The organism is Halioglobus sp. D3-4, from assembly GCF_055809315.1.
The window spans coordinates 2,859,235-2,876,456 of sequence record NZ_CM147907.1; the positions used below are offsets into that span (position 1 = coordinate 2,859,235).

Here is a 17,222-nt window from a genome sequence, read left to right on the forward strand (position 1 = left end):
GTCTATTCTGCAGGGGCTAGGCCTTGCGCGCGACCAGCAGCAAATTCTTGCCAATGGGCGGCGAAATGATACGTTCGACACGCCGCATCACTGGCACCACAATGCGGTCGTATAGCGTGACATTGGTGCTGGATGTCGTCTGCTTCAGCAACACAAACGCGATATACCAGGGAATGATGCCCATCACATCAAAGTACCTGCAGGACTCGATGCGAAATCCCGCCGATGTCACTACTTCCGTCAACTCCCGCTTGCTGTAGCGCCTGAAATGGCCAACTTTTCTATCGAGTTCGCTATAGAGAAATTTCAGGGCCGGAACAAAAATCAGCAGGTGGCCATCCGGGTTGAGTGTGTGATGGGCATGCTGTAGGGCCAATCGATCATCCTCGATATGCTCGAGCACATTGATATATGCCACTGCATCCAGACTGGCGACAAACTTTTCGGACTCGTGCTCAAAGAAGGCGTTGTAGGTATCGACATTGGGCACCTCCAAGTATCGCTCTTCAAGCACTGGATACATATTACTGGAAGGCTCAAAAGCAGAGAGCCGCCGGGCACCTGCGTCCAGCAGAAAGTCGGAAAAGTTGCCGATGCCAGCACCCACCTCTGCAATATGATCGCCCAGATAAGGCGCGAGTTCACTGGCAATCCAGCGGTGATAGTTGTGGGCGAATGACATCGCCTCGAGATCTTTGCCAAAGTATTCAGCTTTTTCCAGCGCCATCCTCGGGATCTCTTATTGTCTATGCCCGGACAGGGGAACTATTGCGGGCCAGATGCCTTTTCGACTTCGGGCTTGGCTTCCTCTTCAATTTCCTCGTCCGCACTGGCCTTCTTCTGACCTATTTTCAAGGCGCGCTTCAGTGGATACCAGAACACCGCCAACAGCGCCAACAGCAGCGAAAAAACCACACCCACCACTGTCCCAATAACGCCCAGCCCGAGCCCTGGACCGGTATAGGCGCTGGCAAAGGGAGCAAATACCAGGGTGATTATAAACACCAGAAAATTTCTCATGGCTTACATTGCTCCCAAAATCGACTGCTGAAAAAGTCCTTCTTCAACCTGTATGCCTCCGACAGATGCAGCGAGGTTTTGCGCTTTGCATTGTATGTGTTTATATAGCTAAAGACCAATTCGCCGTCATCATCAAGCTCCAGCGCCCAGCCCTGCGTGGAGTTTGTAATCATTCGGGTATTAAAGCTGGTCAAATTCTGTCTGGCATTGATGATGGAAAACATCGAATAGTCTTCACCGTCGACGATGACCTCGTGCTGTAGCGAGTCAGGATCAATCCTCACAATGTCCGAATGCCCTTTTCTGACGCCAGACATATTATTGCTATACGATGTTATTGACCCGTTCTCCCAGTCAGAGTCGTGTTGGCGATTTGTAGCACCCACCCGCCACCATTTCATCTGCAGACTCTCCGGGTCTATAACAAAAATCAGGTTAAGGTTTCTATAGCTCATCAATAAGTCACCCGGCTTGAACGCGGGAAATTCAGGGGCCTGTGCTATCGTCAGCTCATCAATGTCATTTGCGTGGGAGACATCAAAAATGTCTTTCTGGTTGCGCGCATTCTGTCGAATATCAAATAGATGGATAGTGTCATTCTTCAACATGACTTCTTTCATATCGATAGTCTTCAATATCTCACCGGTGTTCGCATCAACCTTAAGCACTTTGGGATGCTTATCCGTATGCACACCTTCCCATGTCCAGAAATAGTCGTCGTGCTCAGACATGGATACCGTATGGTGATAAAGGCCATCCAGGTTCCAGACAATGTTGCCACAGGCATCGACCCTGACAATACCACCGCCGTCCTCTCCCATCGTATATATGACGGAGCCGTCGGGAAGTAGCGCCAGACCGTACATATTCTTACCCTGATCCGGCTTGGTATTCATCGGCAAGTGCTCAGTTGACAGCTTCCACGTGTGAATGACTTCGGAATCTGGCCCGATCAATATTCCACCCCAAAACGCATCGTTGTAATCCATGGCGCCAAATACCGCGCGGTAACCTTCCTGGCCCGGGGCAATATAAATATCCGGGTTGTCCCGTGTGCTGTTGGCATCTGGCAGAGGGAGCGCATGCGTTTTTTTTCTGATGGCAGGCGCTATGCGCGCGTTGTACACAAACAGGGCATCGGCAAAACCCAATTGACTGAGCAGCTTTTGGCGAGTTGGCATTTCCTTGGCCGCCTCGGGCTCCCACTGGATAAAGTCACGTAGCTGCGCAATGTATTGATAGGGGAATATTTTGTACTCGGCCACCGCAAAGCCCAACACCAGCAAGCCCATTCCCAGCAGGTAGGCAACTGCGATCTTCTGTAGTGTATTCATAAAAATATTTTCACCGTATTAGGGCTTTGCGTCTGCGGGGTTTGTGCCCGGCTTATATCAAAACCTGACCTCCAGCAATCGCTCGTATGTGGACAGCGCCGGAGCCAGTGCTTGCTGATCGACCTCATCCACAGCATGACTGTCACTGCGTGAAATACTGCCACCAATTGCGTCATTGTAAGGCACTTCCAGCGCGGCCATCAGCCTGCCCAGTAATGCGTCCGGATTGTGACAAAGATCTTCGTAAGAGAGGAAAATAGTGCCTGCCGGAGCGTGCTCCAGAGCGTGATTATAAGCGCCAATCCACTGCTCAAGCCAATACTCCACGCAACCTGGATCGGCACTGGGCACGGGTTGGCCCGGGAAGCGGAACGGTTTGTGATTCAAACCAAATTCATGGTGACCCAGCCAGCTCATATACTTTAGCGCAAAGCGGTCCTCTCGCTGGATGGCCACGAAATTCCTGTGTTGCCGCAGCAATGACAGTGCATGCTGCAAGGGCTCGCGGAACGGGATGATAATAGTCGACTCCGGAAAGGATTTCCGCAAGCCCGCAAGTCGCAGCAGATTGTTGTTATTCTTGGAAAGATAACGCTCTCCACCAATCCCTTTTGAGCTTGCGACCACGCTGGCAACATAGCGTCGAAACTTGTCACAGGCATTGTTGTCCAGCCGCTGGCAGGATAGATACGAATCCTCAATGTAATCTCGGCCATAGAAAGTACGCCAGAAAACCTCTTCAAACGCTTCCGGGCTGTCGAAATCTATCGCAATGGAATCTCCGTGGGCTCGCTCTACGGCAGGCATATCCTGTTGAAAGTGCGAGGAGAGCTTCTGCCAGGTCGCAGGCATGAGAACGAACGGCATATCCCGATAAGTTAGCGATCGAAATGCTGCGCTCTGATACAGGGAACGCAACAGTATTGTGGTTCCCGCCCGAGCGAGACCAACGACAAACACCGGTGGCGCACCGACATTGCCGGGGTTGACCTTGTTTAACGCCTGCTCTATATCAAAGGACAGCTCCCCCACCAGCCGCGAGCCGAGCGCCAGTTGATGCAGCAATTTGGCAGTGGTGGAATACTCTCTATTAAGCAAACCGCCCCCTTATCCAAAAATAGCAGAAAGCCACCGCGGTTGAGGCCAGCAATCCCTCAGTGGTGGCAAACAGCGGAAGTATTGGCTCTTCAGTGACAGAGAAATAATCCAGCACAATCACGGGTAGCATCGCCAGCGCGACAAACGCGATGACGAGTGCGGCGAGCTTGAGCGTGCTGAGCAATGAATGCCGCGCGTAAACTAGCATCACTTTCTCTTTCCAGTGATCAGAAATGTGCTGTGACATGACGGTATGCATAGCCTTTTGGGATACGTGCCAGAGCTCATCCACAGCAGTTCTAACCGGAAGTTTTAGAAACACTTCAACTGCCCAGACCGAGACAGCAGCAACAATCAAATATTCCATAGCTTCCCGGGTCGCAACCCCGTTTCACGTTCAAAGACGGACATCCGCACAGGGCAGGATCCAGAGTTCATCGGCCACAACTCAAAGCACATCTGACTGTCTCCCCCGAAATGTGTGGCGTGCATTCAGGGTGAACGTGATAACAGAGGTAATCACCGTGGCGATAGCGAAGGCGGCTGTTGCACTATGCGCTCCGAAAACATCCTGTATCGGCAGCAGATAACGTATACAGACAGACAACAATGTAGCGCACAATAGCCCTACAATCGCGATCACCGTAAACCACGTCATCGACGAGGCGGTACTCTGTCCCTCCATGTCCACGTGGCTGAACGAGACTTTTCGATGCCCCGTATAGCTGGCAAGAATCCCCAATGCGTAAACGGCGGCGACCGACAGAGCATAATATTCAGGCGTATCTGCCGGCAGAAACAACGCAATAACCTCCCGACCGATAATGGACGCCATTCCCACTACCGCACCAATGACCAAATACTTTAAATAACTCATCATGGCTATGGGCTGCATTGTTCGCTTGATTAAAGGGCGCTGCTGGAAAATTGCTCTCGCCGGCGCTACGACTGACTCGAGTTATTCAACGCGCCATCAAAAAGGCCTATCGTGCCAAATACAAAACCGCAAAATATGGTCTGAACACCAATCGTCATTGCCGTGACGGCGGGTATGACAACTCGCAAACTGTCCGCGTATGACTGCGGCCCGAAACCGGCACGTTGCCAATTCAGGAAGGCAAATATAAACATCGCCGCCCCTGCCACCAACAGCAGGCCGCCTGAAACCGCACCCCACTCTACGGGGCCTTTCTCGAAGAGCTTGCGGAAACGCTTGTCCGGTCTTCTCAGGCCAATATGAATGGAAAACGCCTGCGTGAACAGCGCAAAGAATATCGCTTGAAAACCGACAATCATCAGGGTCGAACACAGCAGCATGGTATTGGTATCGAAGCTGATACCCGCAATCGTCACCGGTTCGGTGGCCAGAGCGGCCAATCCCAGCAACCCGACAATGAACATCACTAGCCCGGGGTAGAAGAACAGCCACTTCGGCGAGAACAGCAGCAGGAATTTGAGGTGACGCCAACCATCGCGCCAACTATTGAGATGAGGAGACCGACTTCTGCCATCAGGCCTGAGCGTCACGGGCACCTGATCGATGTTCAGGCGAGCCTGCGCCGCCTTGACGACCATTTCAGAGGCAAATTCCATCCCGCTGCAGCGAAGATTGAGCTGCAGTATCGCCTCGCGCCGAAAAGCCCGTAACCCACAGTGAAAATCATCGACGGGGGAGCGGAAAAAAACCTTTCCAACGCCGGACAGTATCGGGTTCCCTATCCATCGATGCTTCCAGGGCATGGCCCCGGGCTGAATAGTGCCTCCGCCTCTGGGTAGACGGCATCCCATCACCAGATCAGCGCCAAGTCGCAGCTGTTCGAGAAACTGGCCGAGCTCACCAAAATCATAGCTGCCATCGGCATCTCCCATCATCACATAAACACCACGGGCACTATTAATACCCCCGATGAGGGCATTGCCATAGCCTCTCTGGGACACCGGCACCACGCGGGCACCCGCCTCGACCGCTATCTCGCGCGATCCATCGGTGCTGCCATTATCGGCGATGATAACCTCTCCGATGACACCGCATGCGCGAATTGCCGCAATGGCCTCGTCGATACAGCCGCGCAAAGTCTCTGCCTCATTGAGACAGGGCATGACAATGGATATTTCCGGCTCATCTCCGGGAGTTGATGCACCGGACTGAGCGACTCCTGAGCACATGATTGTTTAAGTCTTCTTTCTGGTGACAACGTGGCAGTGTAAGTGAGCGCTTTGCTGTGTGTCAAAACGCGGCAAAGCGTCCAGCGAGCCCCGATATTCAGAGTGTGCGTGCGGTTATTGCGCCTGCTGATCCAACCACAAAACAAACAGCTTGTAGAAGATCGACAGTATCACAGCACCGGCGAAGAGGCCGATAATCCCGGACATGATCATGCCACCGATAGCGCCCACCAATATCACCGGCATGGGAATATCCAGCCCCCGACCCATCAATATCGGTTTGAGGACATTATCACTGGCACCGGCCAAAAGTTGATAAACAGCGAAGATCACTGCTGAGGTGGTGTCCGCGGTGGAGAAGACGTAGACGATGATGGGAGCGATCACGATCAGCGTCGGCACCTGGGCTATGGCCACGATAAGCACAATGACCGTCAGGATGGGAGCAGCCGGAACGCCCATTACAAACAGCCCGAGAGCAATGATGATCGTTTGGATGACCGCAACACCGACAACCCCCTGCAGCACGCTACGCACAGTAGCAACGGCCAGCGGGGCCCACTCACCGCCCGGACTCAATCCACCCACCCGCACGAAGAAGCGATGTGCGGCCGACCCACAGCTCTCGGCGAAAGTCATGAAGCCACCGGAAATTATCAGCGCCACCACCAGCATTAACACACCCAGAAGGCTGCTACCGATCCGCTTGACCACACCGCCGGCGAGGTCCTTCAACTGAGCAGCATTGTCAACCGCAAACTCCTCTAGATCACTGCTGGCATTGCTCCAGGCGCTATAAAGGCGCTCTCCTACCAGCGGCCAGTCCTTCACTTTCGCAGAGGGTGGAGGAACTTTGTACTCGCCTTGCTCCAGAGCGGTGGTAGCCTGCTTCAGCGCGCCGACACTGGCATCCATCACAAACCAGGTGGGCACGACCAGAGCAATGATGAAAAACAGGGTGACCAGAGTGGCGGCCAGCCCGCGCCGACCGCCCACCTTTGGTTGCAGCCATTTCACCAGTGGAAATGCAGCCATCGCGATAATCGCACCCCACAAAATGGGCGTCATAAAGGGCTTGACGATGTCGTAGGCCAGCGCCAGCAGTACCAGCAATAGACCGATGCGCAAGAATGACTCGATCATATTGTGGACAAACTTCGGGTCGTAGCCCGCGCCAGGTTTTTCTTCGGCCATGTTGTTCTCCTGATTCGTTTCCATTGACTATTTTGAATGCCTTCTGACTCTACCTATCATACTGGCCACCACCACTGCCATATAAAAGGTACCCGTTATTGCCTCCAGATACGCCAGGGTTCGCGTCACCGGAATCGTCGGGGAGATATCACCATAACCCACCGTGGACAGTGTGATATAGCTGAAATAACTTGTGATGCCAAAATTGTCCCGCCAGTCCTGATACTCTATCCCAGAAATACTATGTGGCCAGAACTCCAGAGCCATCAAATATAGCACCGACCAGATAAGCCCCAGCAGTAAGTAAACCGCTATAGTGCCGACTATCGTATTGGGCTCAATATCACCGGAAAACAACACTTGTTTTGCTGCGGCATAGACTATTCCGCAGTAAAACACCAGGCTCACACTCAGGCCGATCAGAGGTGCAGCAGACCAGTCCGTCATTTCACGCTGGACATTCGCCGCCATCAGCATCACCAGCATCACACCAACAAATATGCGCCACTTTCTTGACAGATTGAGGCTGAAATAAGCCACCAGTTCCGTTACGAACATCAACCCCTGCAACAATAGATGATTCTCTCCACCAGGTGTAGAGCTCACGAAAGCCGACGCCAGCAACAATATGACAAGGCTGGCCGTGAAAAAGTAAAAGTTGTTGTGCGAGTTAAAACTGAGCAAAACGGGTTCCCCTGATAGTCCCGGTTAAGGTTTTTCCGCCATCACCATGACGGAGGCTGTCAGACCAAACCGGAGTTCCACATTTTTGGGAATGTTTTCCAGCTTGATACGCACAGGAATGCGCTGCGCCAAACGTATCCACTGAAAAACCGGCTTGATACTGGGCAGCAAATTGAATCCGGTATTACCGTCCGATGGCGCAATCCCCCAGCCCAGCGACTCGACCCGACCCTCCAGCGGAGAATCGGGATAGGCCATCAGTGTAACGCGGGCAGGGTCGCCGATCTTGAACTTGCCGATCTGACTTTCGCGAAAATAGCCGAATACCCAGAAACTGTTGCTGTCCACCAGTGCCAGTATAGGGCTATTGGCAACGGCTTGCGTGCCAACCTGAAAATCGACATTGGATACATAGCCATCCAAGGGGGCGCGTATCTGCGTATAGCCCAGGTTCAGTTTCGCACTGCGCAGAGTTTCAGTCACTACATCTATTTGGCTAAGCGATTCCTGATACTTGGCCTCGCGCAGATTGAGATCCTTCTGCGACACGGCGCCGGGGTCTTTTTTGAAAATATCCTGCAGGCGATCGTATTCGATTCGGGCCGCATTGGAACCTATACGCGCCCGCTCCAAATTCGCTTCGGCCTGCGCAATAGCGATCTCGAAAGGCTCCTTATCTATCTCGAACAGCAGATCACCCTTCTGAACATACTGATTGTCGATGACTGCGATACGAGTCACCATCCCTGACACCCGCGGCGCGATCTGGATAACATGGCCGCGCACCTGGCCATCTCTTGTCCATGGATTACTCAAATACTCTTCGAACGCCTGGTAGGCATACCAGGCGACCAACGCAATCAACGTCAAGTTGATCGACCAAAGTGCCATTTTCTTAAAGAGTTGCACCGCCTTTGCTCCCTATATTCGTATCCAGAAAGTATTCATCAGCAATATGTACAACACCATAAATGCCAGAAAAGTCGTCGACGGCAACATAATATAACGGCTCAGGCGCAGTTTGTTTAAAATCAGCACGGTCACCCAGGCACCCAGCAACGCGAGACTGAATACTGGTAACAAAGGCGAGAGATAGACATCACCCAAAGCGAGTTCGTGCGGGACTTCAGTCATTGCGATCCTCGCCATCGAGAACCTGCGGCTGCAGATAGTCGCCCCAATCCGTGCGCGACTCCATCGCCTTCACTGTCTCAGGATGCACCACAGGTAAAGTCTTAAACGGCTCCCAGCCGCCACCCAGCGCCTTATACAAGCCCACCACCTGATTGGCAATATTGCCACGCGTCTGGGCATAGGCGTCTTCGCGCACTGTCATCGTTTCTACCGTGCTCAACAACCGTTGATAGCTCACCAGCCCGTTATTGTACTGGTTGAAAGAAATATTGAAGGCGCGAATGGAAGCCTCGACTGCACCGAAATCGTATTTGCTCTTTTCCAGGTTGTTGAAGTAACCGTCCAGGGCATTGGTCACTTCGCGCACGGCATCCAGCACTGTTTGGTTATAGTTCGTCAGGCTTTCCTGAAACAGCGCATCCTCTATGCGTACGCGATTCTTGATTCGATCATAGTTAAAGATATTCCAGCTCAGCCCCGGACCAATTGTCGCCGTCACTGAATCGGACAGATCGAAACTGTTGCTGGACCTGACGGTCTGGCTCACACCGAGTGAGCCGAAAAGCACAAACTGCGGGTACAGATCTGCTTCCGTCAGGCCTATGCGGGCAGATTGGGCGCGGGCTTGTAGTTCAGCGACCTGCAGGTCGGGACGTCGCATCACGGCCCTGGCATCCACCCTCCCTTCGAGTCTCGGCGCTTGCGGGATGACCGAGTATTTAGTGTAAGCCTCCCTGGCCACGCTGGAGAACTGTGTTTCGCGCATACGCGTGGTGAGGCCGGGTACTTCCCGTTCACCACCGGGGAACAGAAGCGATTCGATCTCTTCAGGGATAGTACCCAGTAGCACCGCAATCGCGCTCTGCGCCTGCAAGCGGGCGATTTCCAGCGTTGGCAGAGCAGACTGCGTGGCATACAACTGTGCCTTGGCCTGCTGCACGTCCAACTCGGACACGTTGCCTGAATCGAACTGAACCTGTGTCATTTCAACCACGCGCTGCTGTATTGCAATATTCTGCCGGGACAGGAACATCCGTTCTTGCGCAGTGCGATAGTTGATGTAGTTGCGGGCGATCTCAGCACTGATACTGACCAGCACATCATTATATGAGGCAATTGAGGCGTACAAGCTGGCTTCACTGGACTCAATTCCGCGGGCATATTTTCCCCAGACATCCATCTCCCAGCCTACATCCAGACTGGCGCCAGCTGACTTGAACCAGTCCTCATTACGGTACAAGGCATTGAAATTGCCATTTAACTGCTGCTGTTGCGGGAAGATCAGCGCGTCACTGATACCCAGAGCTGCTCTGGCCTGCACGATACGAAGCCCCGCCGCCGCAACAGACAAATTCTGCCTCGCACCCCGCTCGATGAGCTGGCTGAGGGCCGGATCATTGAAAAGCTTCCACCACGCACCCATCGCCAGTGCCTGGGCGGCGGCGTCCTTTTCGCTCCACTGCGCGGGTAATTGAACCGGTGCGGGGGGCTGATAGTCTGGCCCCACAGTGGTGCACCCCGCTATCACCGCCAACAGCGCCCACAGCACAACTCTCCGCAGGAGTGCGTCAATACCTCGAAAAAAATCAGCTACCGCTAAAATCGTGTTTCTCCTATACGGCGCCAGTCAATTGCCTCATGCGCCTGGCGACAGGCCACCAGACAGAGAAAGATCGACGCAAGCAGATTCAGGTAGACATAGAACTGCGCAAGCTCATGGGGATCATACCTGTCCAGGTAATCATCGCCCAGCAGTTCATCCAGTCGCTTCTCAATATGGGTTAGACTGGATTCAAGCGTCGCAATATCTGCAGCTGCACCGCGATCTGCCAGCAGGTCGCAGATCGCAGCCAGTGTGCTGCCAGAATTTTTCTGTCTGGCCGCGGCAATCAATGAGTTCTGTCTAAACTCACGTTGACGCAGCGCAAGTACCTGTAGCTGCGCAAACAGTACTTCACAACTATTGTTCAATGTCGCTACCTGTTGCACGCCATCACCAGCGAACAACGATGCATCTATCTTCGGCCCCCAGGCCTCCATTTTTGCCAGGATAGCGCTCCCGCTACTGATAAAAATACGCGGTACAGTGCCTGCCATCGTCTGCGACCGGGCATTCATCCTAATCCACCGCGCGCAAAGTCGAAAAAAGCGCCGCCGCAGACTCAGGTACAACTGCTCTGGCTTGCTGGAAAATGGAAAATACATCGCGATTATCAAGGTCGCACACACCATGTAGAACATCAGAATACTCAACAGAATCGCATCGACGTGGTAGCTCATAGTGTTCTGTATTCCCAGCGTGAAGAGCCCAAGCAGGAAAAAGATGGAAACCGGGCCCTGGAATACGTAAAACCCGACGAATGCATAAGCGAATAGGAAAGCGGCCAGCTCCAGCCAATGTGTCAGCTGCGGCAAAAGAAAGATATAGGCCGGCAGCGCAAATACAAACCCCAGGCTGAGCAGAATAAACAGTAATTTGGGCGTAACTGGCGTATATGACACCAGCGGGATCAGGATGGTGCACAGCGTCACGAACATAAAGCCGCCGGGAGGATTGAAATATATCCAGATGCCGGTGGCGATCCAGAAAGTGACGAAAGCGCGCACTGCGGTCTTGAGGTTCTCAAGATCCAGCCAATTGAAAACAGGTTTCCCTCCGGGTACTCGCGGGTTGATCACGGAGCTCCGATCAAACAACAGGCTGTCCAGCGCCACAAGCAGGTCCAGCAATACTCGCTGCAACCGTTGCAGTAACTCCCTGCGCGCGGCAACGGCCGCCGCCACAAGGTGACCGGCGCTGCGTAGTTCATTCACGTTCAGCCCAATCTCGATTGCCTGCATCGGCCTCGTGTTCCGCCGACCGCGCCACGCGGCATCGACCTCACCAAACAGGTCTTCAATTTGTGACAGTACAGACTGGTAGTCATCTATATAGTGAGAGAATTTCACGGAGCTGCCGGAAACCTGCTTTAACGCAGGCAAGAGAATAGTCTCCAATTCTTCGTAGCTGCCGACCACAGTATTCCACTCGCGCAAATAGTCTGTCACACCATCAGCATGGTTTTTTACCGTGGCAAACTGGGTCTGGAAGGCCTGGCCATCGGTCACCAATCCAGCCAGGAAGTCATCGAGACCGGGCTGCATCTTCTCATCGGCGTGAATCAGGCGCATGAAAGCGTCCCGGTAATGCCCTGCCAACGCAGAGGCCAGCGCGCGGGTATTATCGGCAGACTTCACCGGCCATAGCATGCTGGCGACCACCGTGTAGACGAGTACGCCGAAGGCGGTCATAAATGCTCTGTCCGCCCCGTAGAGGAATGCACCCTCTGCATCGCCGCCATTGAACACCATCAGGGTGACTACGGCCGTCAGCATAAAGACGGTGCTGTCACCCTGATAGGCGTTATACAAATAGATGACAACCGCCACCGTACAGGAGGCTGCCAGCAGGTAGGCCACTCTCTCCTGCGGGAAGAGAATGACCAGAGACAAGCCCAGAATGGCGCCAATCACAGTCCCCAGGACACGCGACACCCCTTTCTGCAATGACTCAGACACCATGCCAGTGGCAGCGATAAGCATGACGGTAGTAGCAGCAGTTTGTGGCTGCGGCCAGCCCTGGCTCATGGGGATCAGATACGCCAACGTCAGGCTGAGGGCCGTTTTGACAGCGTACTGTAATTTCACCATGGCAGCGCTTTCGGATGTACCGGATTCACCCATGCCAGTTCCAATTGATCCCTTATCATCTCGGTCTACAGGTGCCTGCGCCCGTCGCGCAGACGATGGATATCAGGGACAACTGCATAGCCGCCGGAGGCCCGGTTGTCGAAATTGTGTCTGGTGGCCATCCGGCATCCACATTATACTGCCCAAAGACACTGATAGACACAGGGTGCCCGAATCCGCGGTTTGTCGCACCCCTGCATCTCGAAACGAGTAAAAAAAACCAGGTAAACGATGATGAGAATTATGCGAATCTGTCGCGCAGCGGCACTGTTACTCTGTCTGCCAGCGGCATCTGCCCTCACCCAGCCAGATGCCGACACCAACATCGTCGAAGAGCGCGTGACGTATGAAAACGGCGCCGTCTCTGTGTGCGGAGAGGGTGACGGGCTCGACCCCTGCCTGGATGCAAACGGCCAGACCTATGCTCAGGAAGTGAGAGGCCCCGGCATCGACGATGAATCCGAAAGCACATTGGCCAACGAGGCCGCGCGCATACGCGCTGAGTCGCCCGAGGAACTGAACAAGACCATCAGCGAGATGGAAGAGGGGTACAACCCCGACGATCACGCCACCATGGGGCTACCTCACTAGTCTATGGCTGGACCAGACACTCCCGAACAAGGCTCTGCGAGCAAGGCAATTCCGGATAATGGCAAATAATGGAGAGATCGCTTGCCACAGCTGCGACCTGCTAGCCGACGTCGCTTCCCTCAAGGCCGGTGAAAGCGCGTACTGTCCTCGCTGCGGCCACTTTCTCACCCGAAAAGTCCCGGATGCCTATGGCCGTGTTCTGTCATTTGCCATTGCCGGTGTCATCTTGCTGATAATGGCCAACAGCTATTCCTTTCTGTCCTTCTCCTCTTCCGGCCTTGAAAGCGTCATCACCCTGAGGCAAACACCCGGAGCAGTCTGGGAATATGGGATGCCGGTAGTGGCCATCATGGTCGCGGCCTTTATCATTATCATCCCGGCCTTCATTCTCGTATTACTGCTGATGCTCTGCCTGCCACTGTATGCCGGCAAAAATCAGCCGTGGCTGATTCCCGTCGCTAAAGCAGTGTTTCTGACACAGAACTGGTCGATGGTAGAAGTCTTTATTATCGGCGTGATCGTCTCACTGGTTAAAATTGCCGATATGGCAACGGTTGAGCTGGGCATATCATTCTGGGCTTACGCCGGCTTCAGCGTCTGCTTCACCCTGGCCATCTCAAACCTGGATCGCTATCAGTGCTGGGAACGCATTGACGAGCTGCGAACAACATGACGACCTCTGCCACCACCGCTGCATCCCAAAACCTGGCCGCCTGCCATGTCTGCACCCAGTTGGCGGCACCCGAGTTACACCACTGCCCCCGCTGCGGCGCCGCACTGCACTTGCGTAAGAACAACAGCATCCAGCGCACGCTGGCGCTACTGATGACGGCGTGCATTCTCTATATCCCTGCCAACCTGTACCCCATTATGATCACCGACCAACTGGGCACCTCCGAGGGCAGCACCATACTGGGCGGTGTCATTATACTGCTGCATCATGGGGCGGCACCGGTGGCATTGGTCATATTCATCTTCAGCGTCATGGTCCCGCTGGGAAAACTGATGACGATGTTCTATCTGGTGTGGACAGTAAAAAGCCATTCCCCAATCAGTGCACGACAGCGAACAACCATGTACCAGATCACTGAATTTGTGGGCAAGTGGTCTATGGTCGATGTATTTGTAGTGGCTATTTTGGTTGCCCTGGTGCATCTTGGAGGACTACTGGCCATCCGCCCGGGTATAGCTGCGCTCTGTTTTGCCGGAGTGGTCATTGTCACCATGGTGGCAGCGGAGAGCTTTGACCCCCGGATGATCTGGGACGAAATGGAAGAGAAAAACCGTGACAAGTGAAAAAGCCGACATAACCCCAGGTCGTAAGTTTTCCGGAATCTGGCTGATCCCAATACTGGCCCTTGTGTTGGGTATCTACATGGTCATCAATAACTTGATGAACGAGGGTCCGGAAATAGAAATCGCCTTCAAAACTGCCGATGGCCTGGAACAGGGCAAAACCAAAGTGAAGTATCGCAGTGTCGATATGGGAACAGTTCAATCCGTGCGCCTGAACGACAACTTCGATGGCGTAATCGCCACCATCAAGCTGGATCGGCAGGCCTTGCCACTGCTGCGTGAAGATACGCGGTTTTGGGTTGTCACTGCACGGGTAAGCGTGGACAACATTTCAGGCCTGGATACGTTGCTGTCCGGCGCCTATCTACAACTGGCTCCCGGAACGGGCGAAATAGGAGCACGGAAATTCACCGCACTTGAGCACCCTCCCCTGACACCTGCCGGCGCGCCCGGACTGCGTTTGAACCTGACCAGCAATCGCGCCACGTCGGTCACTGCCGGCGACACTGTTCTCTACAAAGGGTATAAGGTGGGGCGCGTGGAAACCATGGAGTTTGACCCGTCCGACAAGCTCGTACATTACCAGATATTTATCGACGCGCCCTACCACGAACTGGTCAATAGCAGTGTGCGCTTCTGGGATGCCAGTGGTGTGTCGATGAGCGCCAATGCCAGCGGCTTCAAAGTCGAAACCGGATCGCTGGAATCAATACTGTTTGGCGGAGTCTCTTTTGGGGTTCCAGAAGGTGTTAAGGAAGGCAAGGCGGTTGCGGCAAACACTGAGTTTCAACTGTACCCCTCCTACGAGGACATCCTGAAGAACCCATACCAGTTCGGCACCTACTATGTCGTCACCTTCAACCAGTCCATCAAGGGGCTCGTCCCCGGCGCACCTGTTGAGTTTCGCGGCATTCAGATCGGGAAAGTCGACCGGATCATGTTAAAAGAAGGCCAGGCAATGCGGATCAACTCGGACACCGAGGGCGAGGGCGGTCCGATCCCGGTACTGATCTATATTGAACCCGGCCTGATGGAACTTCCCGATACCGAGGCCTCTGTTGGAGTAATGAGGAGAAGTGTCAGTCGTGGTGTCACCCAGGGCTTACGAGCTTCCATGGAGAGTGGCAACCTCCTCACCGGAGCTAAATATATCGGTATAGATTTCTACCCGGACACACCACCGGCTAATGAGGGGTCGTTTTTGAATTATTCAACGATTCCCACGATAGAGACGGGGCTGGCGCAACTGGCGCAGAGTGTAAACTCGATCCTTCATACCATCGATGAGTTGCCAATCACCGAAACGGTGATCAGCGCCAACTCTGCCCTTGCCACATTGAATAACTCTCTGGAGAGCTTGCAGAGCATTATTGAAAGTCAGAGCACGCAGCAATTGCCCGTACACCTGGATCAGACGCTACAGGAGCTGAGAGAAGCCATCAGCAGCCTGTCACCGAACTCCAAGGCGTATCAAAGCCTGAACTCAAGCTTGCTGTCCCTGAACCGAACCATGAGTAATCTGGAGTCACTGACGCGCACGCTTGCCGAACAGCCCAATGCCGTGTTGATTTCTCCTGACCCAGTACCCGACACCATTCCCGAGGTGAGTGAACAATGAAAGTCGCCGGTTTTCTCCTGGTAGCGCTACTGGCCGGCTGTGCCAGCCAGACTACGCCACCCACCTACTACCTGCTGCGCTCCGATCAGAATCTGCAGTCCAGTACGCTCACCACCTCCAAACGGTACTCGCTGGGCAGCGTGGAAATCGCAGCCTATATCGATCAACCGGGACTGGTGCTGGTAACGGGAACAGATGAAATGCGGGCCGCCAGTCAACACCTCTGGGCAGAACCAGTTTATGATGGCGTACGCAATTTTCTCGCCACCGAGATTGCCCAGGTCAGTGGCCAGGAGTTATTGCCCACCAAGCTCACGCGGGACACCACGGTCGTCAATATTCGAATCGATCAACTGCATGGAACAAGCGATGGCCGGGCACAGATATTGGCCTACTGGTGGCTGGTTCGAGGGGATGACGTGACCTCTCTCAATCGCTTTGCCGATTCCCGCGCACTGACAGCAAGCGGCTACAGCGCGCTGGTCGATACTGAAAAGCAACTGCTGGCTGAACTGGCAAAACGCGTTGCCGCTTCGCTAGCTGAGTATGGGTCTATATCGGCAGCGGAATGAATACCTTGGAAACCGCGTGCACCGCACCGGTCACAGCACGGTTGCTAGAATCGCCCGCAATGCCAGCCATCATCTCCTGCAACACTATGATCTCGCCAAAAAGGCGCTCAAAGCTCAGGTTATCAACCACACCCTTGTACTCATGTGTGATCAGATAGTGCTGGCCACTGGGCTTGCGGGCATTCTTCAGTTTCCACAGTAAGACCTCGACATTGTGCGCGCTGGCCAGGAATACCTCGGCATCGAGTTGGTCTGGCAGAAATACTTCCGGCTGATATTCGTACGCATGCCTGAGCATACTGCCCAGCCCGACTACCAGCGCAAAAACACGATCACCTTTGAACTCTGGATCGAAGGCCAGGTTCATTGCTGCAATATCCTGCTTATAGTCGAGTTCGGCAAACTTCAGCTCATAGCGATGCACAGTGAGTTGTGCCAACCGTCCTTTTACCGTCATACCGGGAATTTTTCGCAGCTGGTTTGGATTGCGCTTGTATAACTTAACGACCAACTCTTTGACATCAGCACGAGTTCTGTCAATAAACTGATCGGTCACCAGGTCGATATCCGACTTGAAGACGTTTTTCGCTTCGTAACCTGAACAGGCGCAAAGAAAACTGCAGAGCAAAATGACAAATCTAAGGCGCATAGCTGCAGTCTAACGGCAGTAGGCCTGTCGTGCGAGTCACCATCGGTCACATTCTGCTTACAACGCATGGCGTTTCGTGCCATCACGGCGACACCGTGACACTTGAGCGAAACCAGCAGGACTTGTAATAATCTGGA

The 17,222-nt window shown here is 53.8% G+C and carries 19 protein-coding genes; 5 read left to right on the forward strand and 14 right to left on the reverse strand.

The genetic code is table 11. From position 1 onward, the window contains the following. Positions 1–16 precede the first annotated feature (16 nt). The 13 genes from AC0L6S_RS12245 to AC0L6S_RS12305 all read right to left on the reverse strand — a co-directional run bounded on the left by AC0L6S_RS12245 (position 17) and on the right by AC0L6S_RS12305 (position 12,353). Entirely contained in the window at positions 17–727 is a 711-nt protein-coding gene (locus AC0L6S_RS12245; RefSeq protein WP_473424261.1) for a class I SAM-dependent methyltransferase, read from the reverse strand. A gap of 38 nt (positions 728–765) precedes the next feature. Further along, complete coding sequence (locus AC0L6S_RS12250) at positions 766–1,020, reverse strand: hypothetical protein (RefSeq protein WP_473424262.1); 255 nt, start codon at positions 1,018–1,020, stop codon at positions 766–768. Next, entirely contained in the window at positions 1,017–2,354 is a 1,338-nt protein-coding gene (locus AC0L6S_RS12255) for an arylsulfotransferase family protein (RefSeq protein WP_473424263.1), read from the reverse strand. The genes AC0L6S_RS12250 and AC0L6S_RS12255 overlap by 4 nt, the downstream gene beginning before the upstream one ends. A 57-nt stretch (positions 2,355–2,411) precedes the next feature. After that, on the reverse strand, positions 2,412–3,452 hold the full coding sequence (locus AC0L6S_RS12260; RefSeq protein WP_473424264.1) for a sulfotransferase: 1,041 nt from the start codon (positions 3,450–3,452) through the stop codon (positions 2,412–2,414). Further along, entirely contained in the window at positions 3,445–3,819 is a 375-nt protein-coding gene (locus AC0L6S_RS12265) for a hypothetical protein (RefSeq protein ID WP_473424265.1), read from the reverse strand. The genes AC0L6S_RS12260 and AC0L6S_RS12265 overlap by 8 nt, the downstream gene beginning before the upstream one ends. Positions 3,820–3,900: 81 nt before the next feature. Continuing rightward, positions 3,901–4,332 (reverse strand): GtrA family protein, encoded by a 432-nt coding sequence (locus tag AC0L6S_RS12270; protein ID WP_473424266.1) that lies wholly within the window; start codon positions 4,330–4,332, stop codon positions 3,901–3,903. A 62-nt stretch (positions 4,333–4,394) separates the two neighbouring features. Beyond that, entirely contained in the window at positions 4,395–5,552 is a 1,158-nt protein-coding gene (locus AC0L6S_RS12275) for a glycosyltransferase family 2 protein (protein WP_473424267.1), read from the reverse strand. A 180-nt stretch (positions 5,553–5,732) separates the two neighbouring features. Then, complete coding sequence (locus AC0L6S_RS12280; protein ID WP_473424268.1) at positions 5,733–6,812, reverse strand: AI-2E family transporter; 1,080 nt, start codon at positions 6,810–6,812, stop codon at positions 5,733–5,735. Positions 6,813–6,839: 27 nt separating this feature from the next. Further along, positions 6,840–7,496, reverse strand: coding sequence for a potassium channel family protein (locus tag AC0L6S_RS12285; RefSeq protein WP_473424269.1), 657 nt, complete (start codon positions 7,494–7,496; stop codon positions 6,840–6,842). 24 nt (positions 7,497–7,520) lie between these two features. Next, the gene (locus AC0L6S_RS12290) at positions 7,521–8,405 is read right to left on the reverse strand and encodes an HlyD family secretion protein (RefSeq protein ID WP_473424270.1); all 885 of its coding nucleotides are present in this window, start codon (positions 8,403–8,405) and stop codon (positions 7,521–7,523) included. Positions 8,406–8,417: 12 nt separating this feature from the next. Next, positions 8,418–8,630, reverse strand: coding sequence for a DUF1656 domain-containing protein (locus tag AC0L6S_RS12295; RefSeq protein ID WP_473424271.1), 213 nt, complete (start codon positions 8,628–8,630; stop codon positions 8,418–8,420). Next, the gene (locus AC0L6S_RS12300; protein ID WP_473424272.1) at positions 8,623–10,179 is read right to left on the reverse strand and encodes a TolC family protein; all 1,557 of its coding nucleotides are present in this window, start codon (positions 10,177–10,179) and stop codon (positions 8,623–8,625) included. The genes AC0L6S_RS12295 and AC0L6S_RS12300 overlap by 8 nt, the downstream gene beginning before the upstream one ends. Positions 10,180–10,226: 47 nt before the next feature. Further along, on the reverse strand, positions 10,227–12,353 hold the full coding sequence (locus AC0L6S_RS12305) for an FUSC family protein (protein ID WP_473424273.1): 2,127 nt from the start codon (positions 12,351–12,353) through the stop codon (positions 10,227–10,229). A gap of 249 nt (positions 12,354–12,602) precedes the next feature. Between AC0L6S_RS12305 and AC0L6S_RS12310 the strand changes: the two genes are divergently transcribed. The 5 genes from AC0L6S_RS12310 to AC0L6S_RS12330 are packed head-to-tail and all read left to right on the forward strand — an operon-like array spanning position 12,603 to position 16,436. Beyond that, on the forward strand, positions 12,603–12,950 hold the full coding sequence (locus tag AC0L6S_RS12310; RefSeq protein WP_473424274.1) for a hypothetical protein: 348 nt from the start codon (positions 12,603–12,605) through the stop codon (positions 12,948–12,950). A 58-nt stretch (positions 12,951–13,008) separates the two neighbouring features. Continuing rightward, complete coding sequence (locus AC0L6S_RS12315; RefSeq protein WP_473424275.1) at positions 13,009–13,623, forward strand: paraquat-inducible protein A; 615 nt, start codon at positions 13,009–13,011, stop codon at positions 13,621–13,623. Next, positions 13,620–14,246 carry a paraquat-inducible protein A gene (locus tag AC0L6S_RS12320; RefSeq protein ID WP_473424276.1) on the forward strand — a complete coding sequence of 209 codons (627 nt, stop codon included), beginning with the start codon at positions 13,620–13,622 and terminating at the stop codon, positions 14,244–14,246. The genes AC0L6S_RS12315 and AC0L6S_RS12320 overlap by 4 nt, the downstream gene beginning before the upstream one ends. Beyond that, positions 14,236–15,864, forward strand: a complete 1,629-nt coding sequence (gene pqiB / locus AC0L6S_RS12325) for an intermembrane transport protein PqiB (RefSeq protein WP_473424277.1) — start codon at positions 14,236–14,238, stop codon at positions 15,862–15,864. The genes AC0L6S_RS12320 and pqiB overlap by 11 nt, the downstream gene beginning before the upstream one ends. After that, positions 15,861–16,436 carry a PqiC family protein gene (locus AC0L6S_RS12330; RefSeq protein WP_473424278.1) on the forward strand — a complete coding sequence of 192 codons (576 nt, stop codon included), beginning with the start codon at positions 15,861–15,863 and terminating at the stop codon, positions 16,434–16,436. The genes pqiB and AC0L6S_RS12330 overlap by 4 nt, the downstream gene beginning before the upstream one ends. On the opposite strand, the gene AC0L6S_RS12335 is transcribed toward AC0L6S_RS12330, so the two are convergent. Next, complete coding sequence (locus AC0L6S_RS12335; RefSeq protein ID WP_473424279.1) at positions 16,417–17,085, reverse strand: hypothetical protein; 669 nt, start codon at positions 17,083–17,085, stop codon at positions 16,417–16,419. The genes AC0L6S_RS12330 and AC0L6S_RS12335 overlap by 20 nt on opposite strands. Between the last annotated feature and the right edge of the window lie 137 nt (positions 17,086–17,222).

What these genes read in the sequence shown, in the direction of transcription:
- AC0L6S_RS12245 (WP_473424261.1), bottom strand. Translation starts at nt 727, where the DNA reads ATGGCGCTGGAAAAAGCTGAATACTTTGGCAAAGATCTCGAGGCGATG.
- AC0L6S_RS12250 (WP_473424262.1), bottom strand. Translation starts at nt 1,020, where the DNA reads ATGAGAAATTTTCTGGTGTTTATAATCACCCTGGTATTTGCTCCCTTT.
- AC0L6S_RS12255 (WP_473424263.1), bottom strand. Translation starts at nt 2,354, where the DNA reads ATGAATACACTACAGAAGATCGCAGTTGCCTACCTGCTGGGAATGGGC.
- AC0L6S_RS12265 (WP_473424265.1), bottom strand. Translation starts at nt 3,819, where the DNA reads ATGGAATATTTGATTGTTGCTGCTGTCTCGGTCTGGGCAGTTGAAGTG.
- AC0L6S_RS12270 (WP_473424266.1), bottom strand. Translation starts at nt 4,332, where the DNA reads ATGATGAGTTATTTAAAGTATTTGGTCATTGGTGCGGTAGTGGGAATG.
- AC0L6S_RS12275 (WP_473424267.1), bottom strand. Translation starts at nt 5,552, where the DNA reads ATGCCCTGTCTCAATGAGGCAGAGACTTTGCGCGGCTGTATCGACGAG.
- AC0L6S_RS12280 (WP_473424268.1), bottom strand. Translation starts at nt 6,812, where the DNA reads ATGGCCGAAGAAAAACCTGGCGCGGGCTACGACCCGAAGTTTGTCCAC.
- AC0L6S_RS12295 (WP_473424271.1), bottom strand. Translation starts at nt 8,630, where the DNA reads ATGACTGAAGTCCCGCACGAACTCGCTTTGGGTGATGTCTATCTCTCG.
- AC0L6S_RS12305 (WP_473424273.1), bottom strand. Translation starts at nt 12,353, where the DNA reads ATGGGTGAATCCGGTACATCCGAAAGCGCTGCCATGGTGAAATTACAG.
- AC0L6S_RS12310 (WP_473424274.1), top strand. Translation starts at nt 12,603, where the DNA reads ATGCGAATCTGTCGCGCAGCGGCACTGTTACTCTGTCTGCCAGCGGCA.
- AC0L6S_RS12315 (WP_473424275.1), top strand. Translation starts at nt 13,009, where the DNA reads ATGGCAAATAATGGAGAGATCGCTTGCCACAGCTGCGACCTGCTAGCC.
- AC0L6S_RS12320 (WP_473424276.1), top strand. Translation starts at nt 13,620, where the DNA reads ATGACGACCTCTGCCACCACCGCTGCATCCCAAAACCTGGCCGCCTGC.
- AC0L6S_RS12330 (WP_473424278.1), top strand. Translation starts at nt 15,861, where the DNA reads ATGAAAGTCGCCGGTTTTCTCCTGGTAGCGCTACTGGCCGGCTGTGCC.
- AC0L6S_RS12335 (WP_473424279.1), bottom strand. Translation starts at nt 17,085, where the DNA reads ATGCGCCTTAGATTTGTCATTTTGCTCTGCAGTTTTCTTTGCGCCTGT.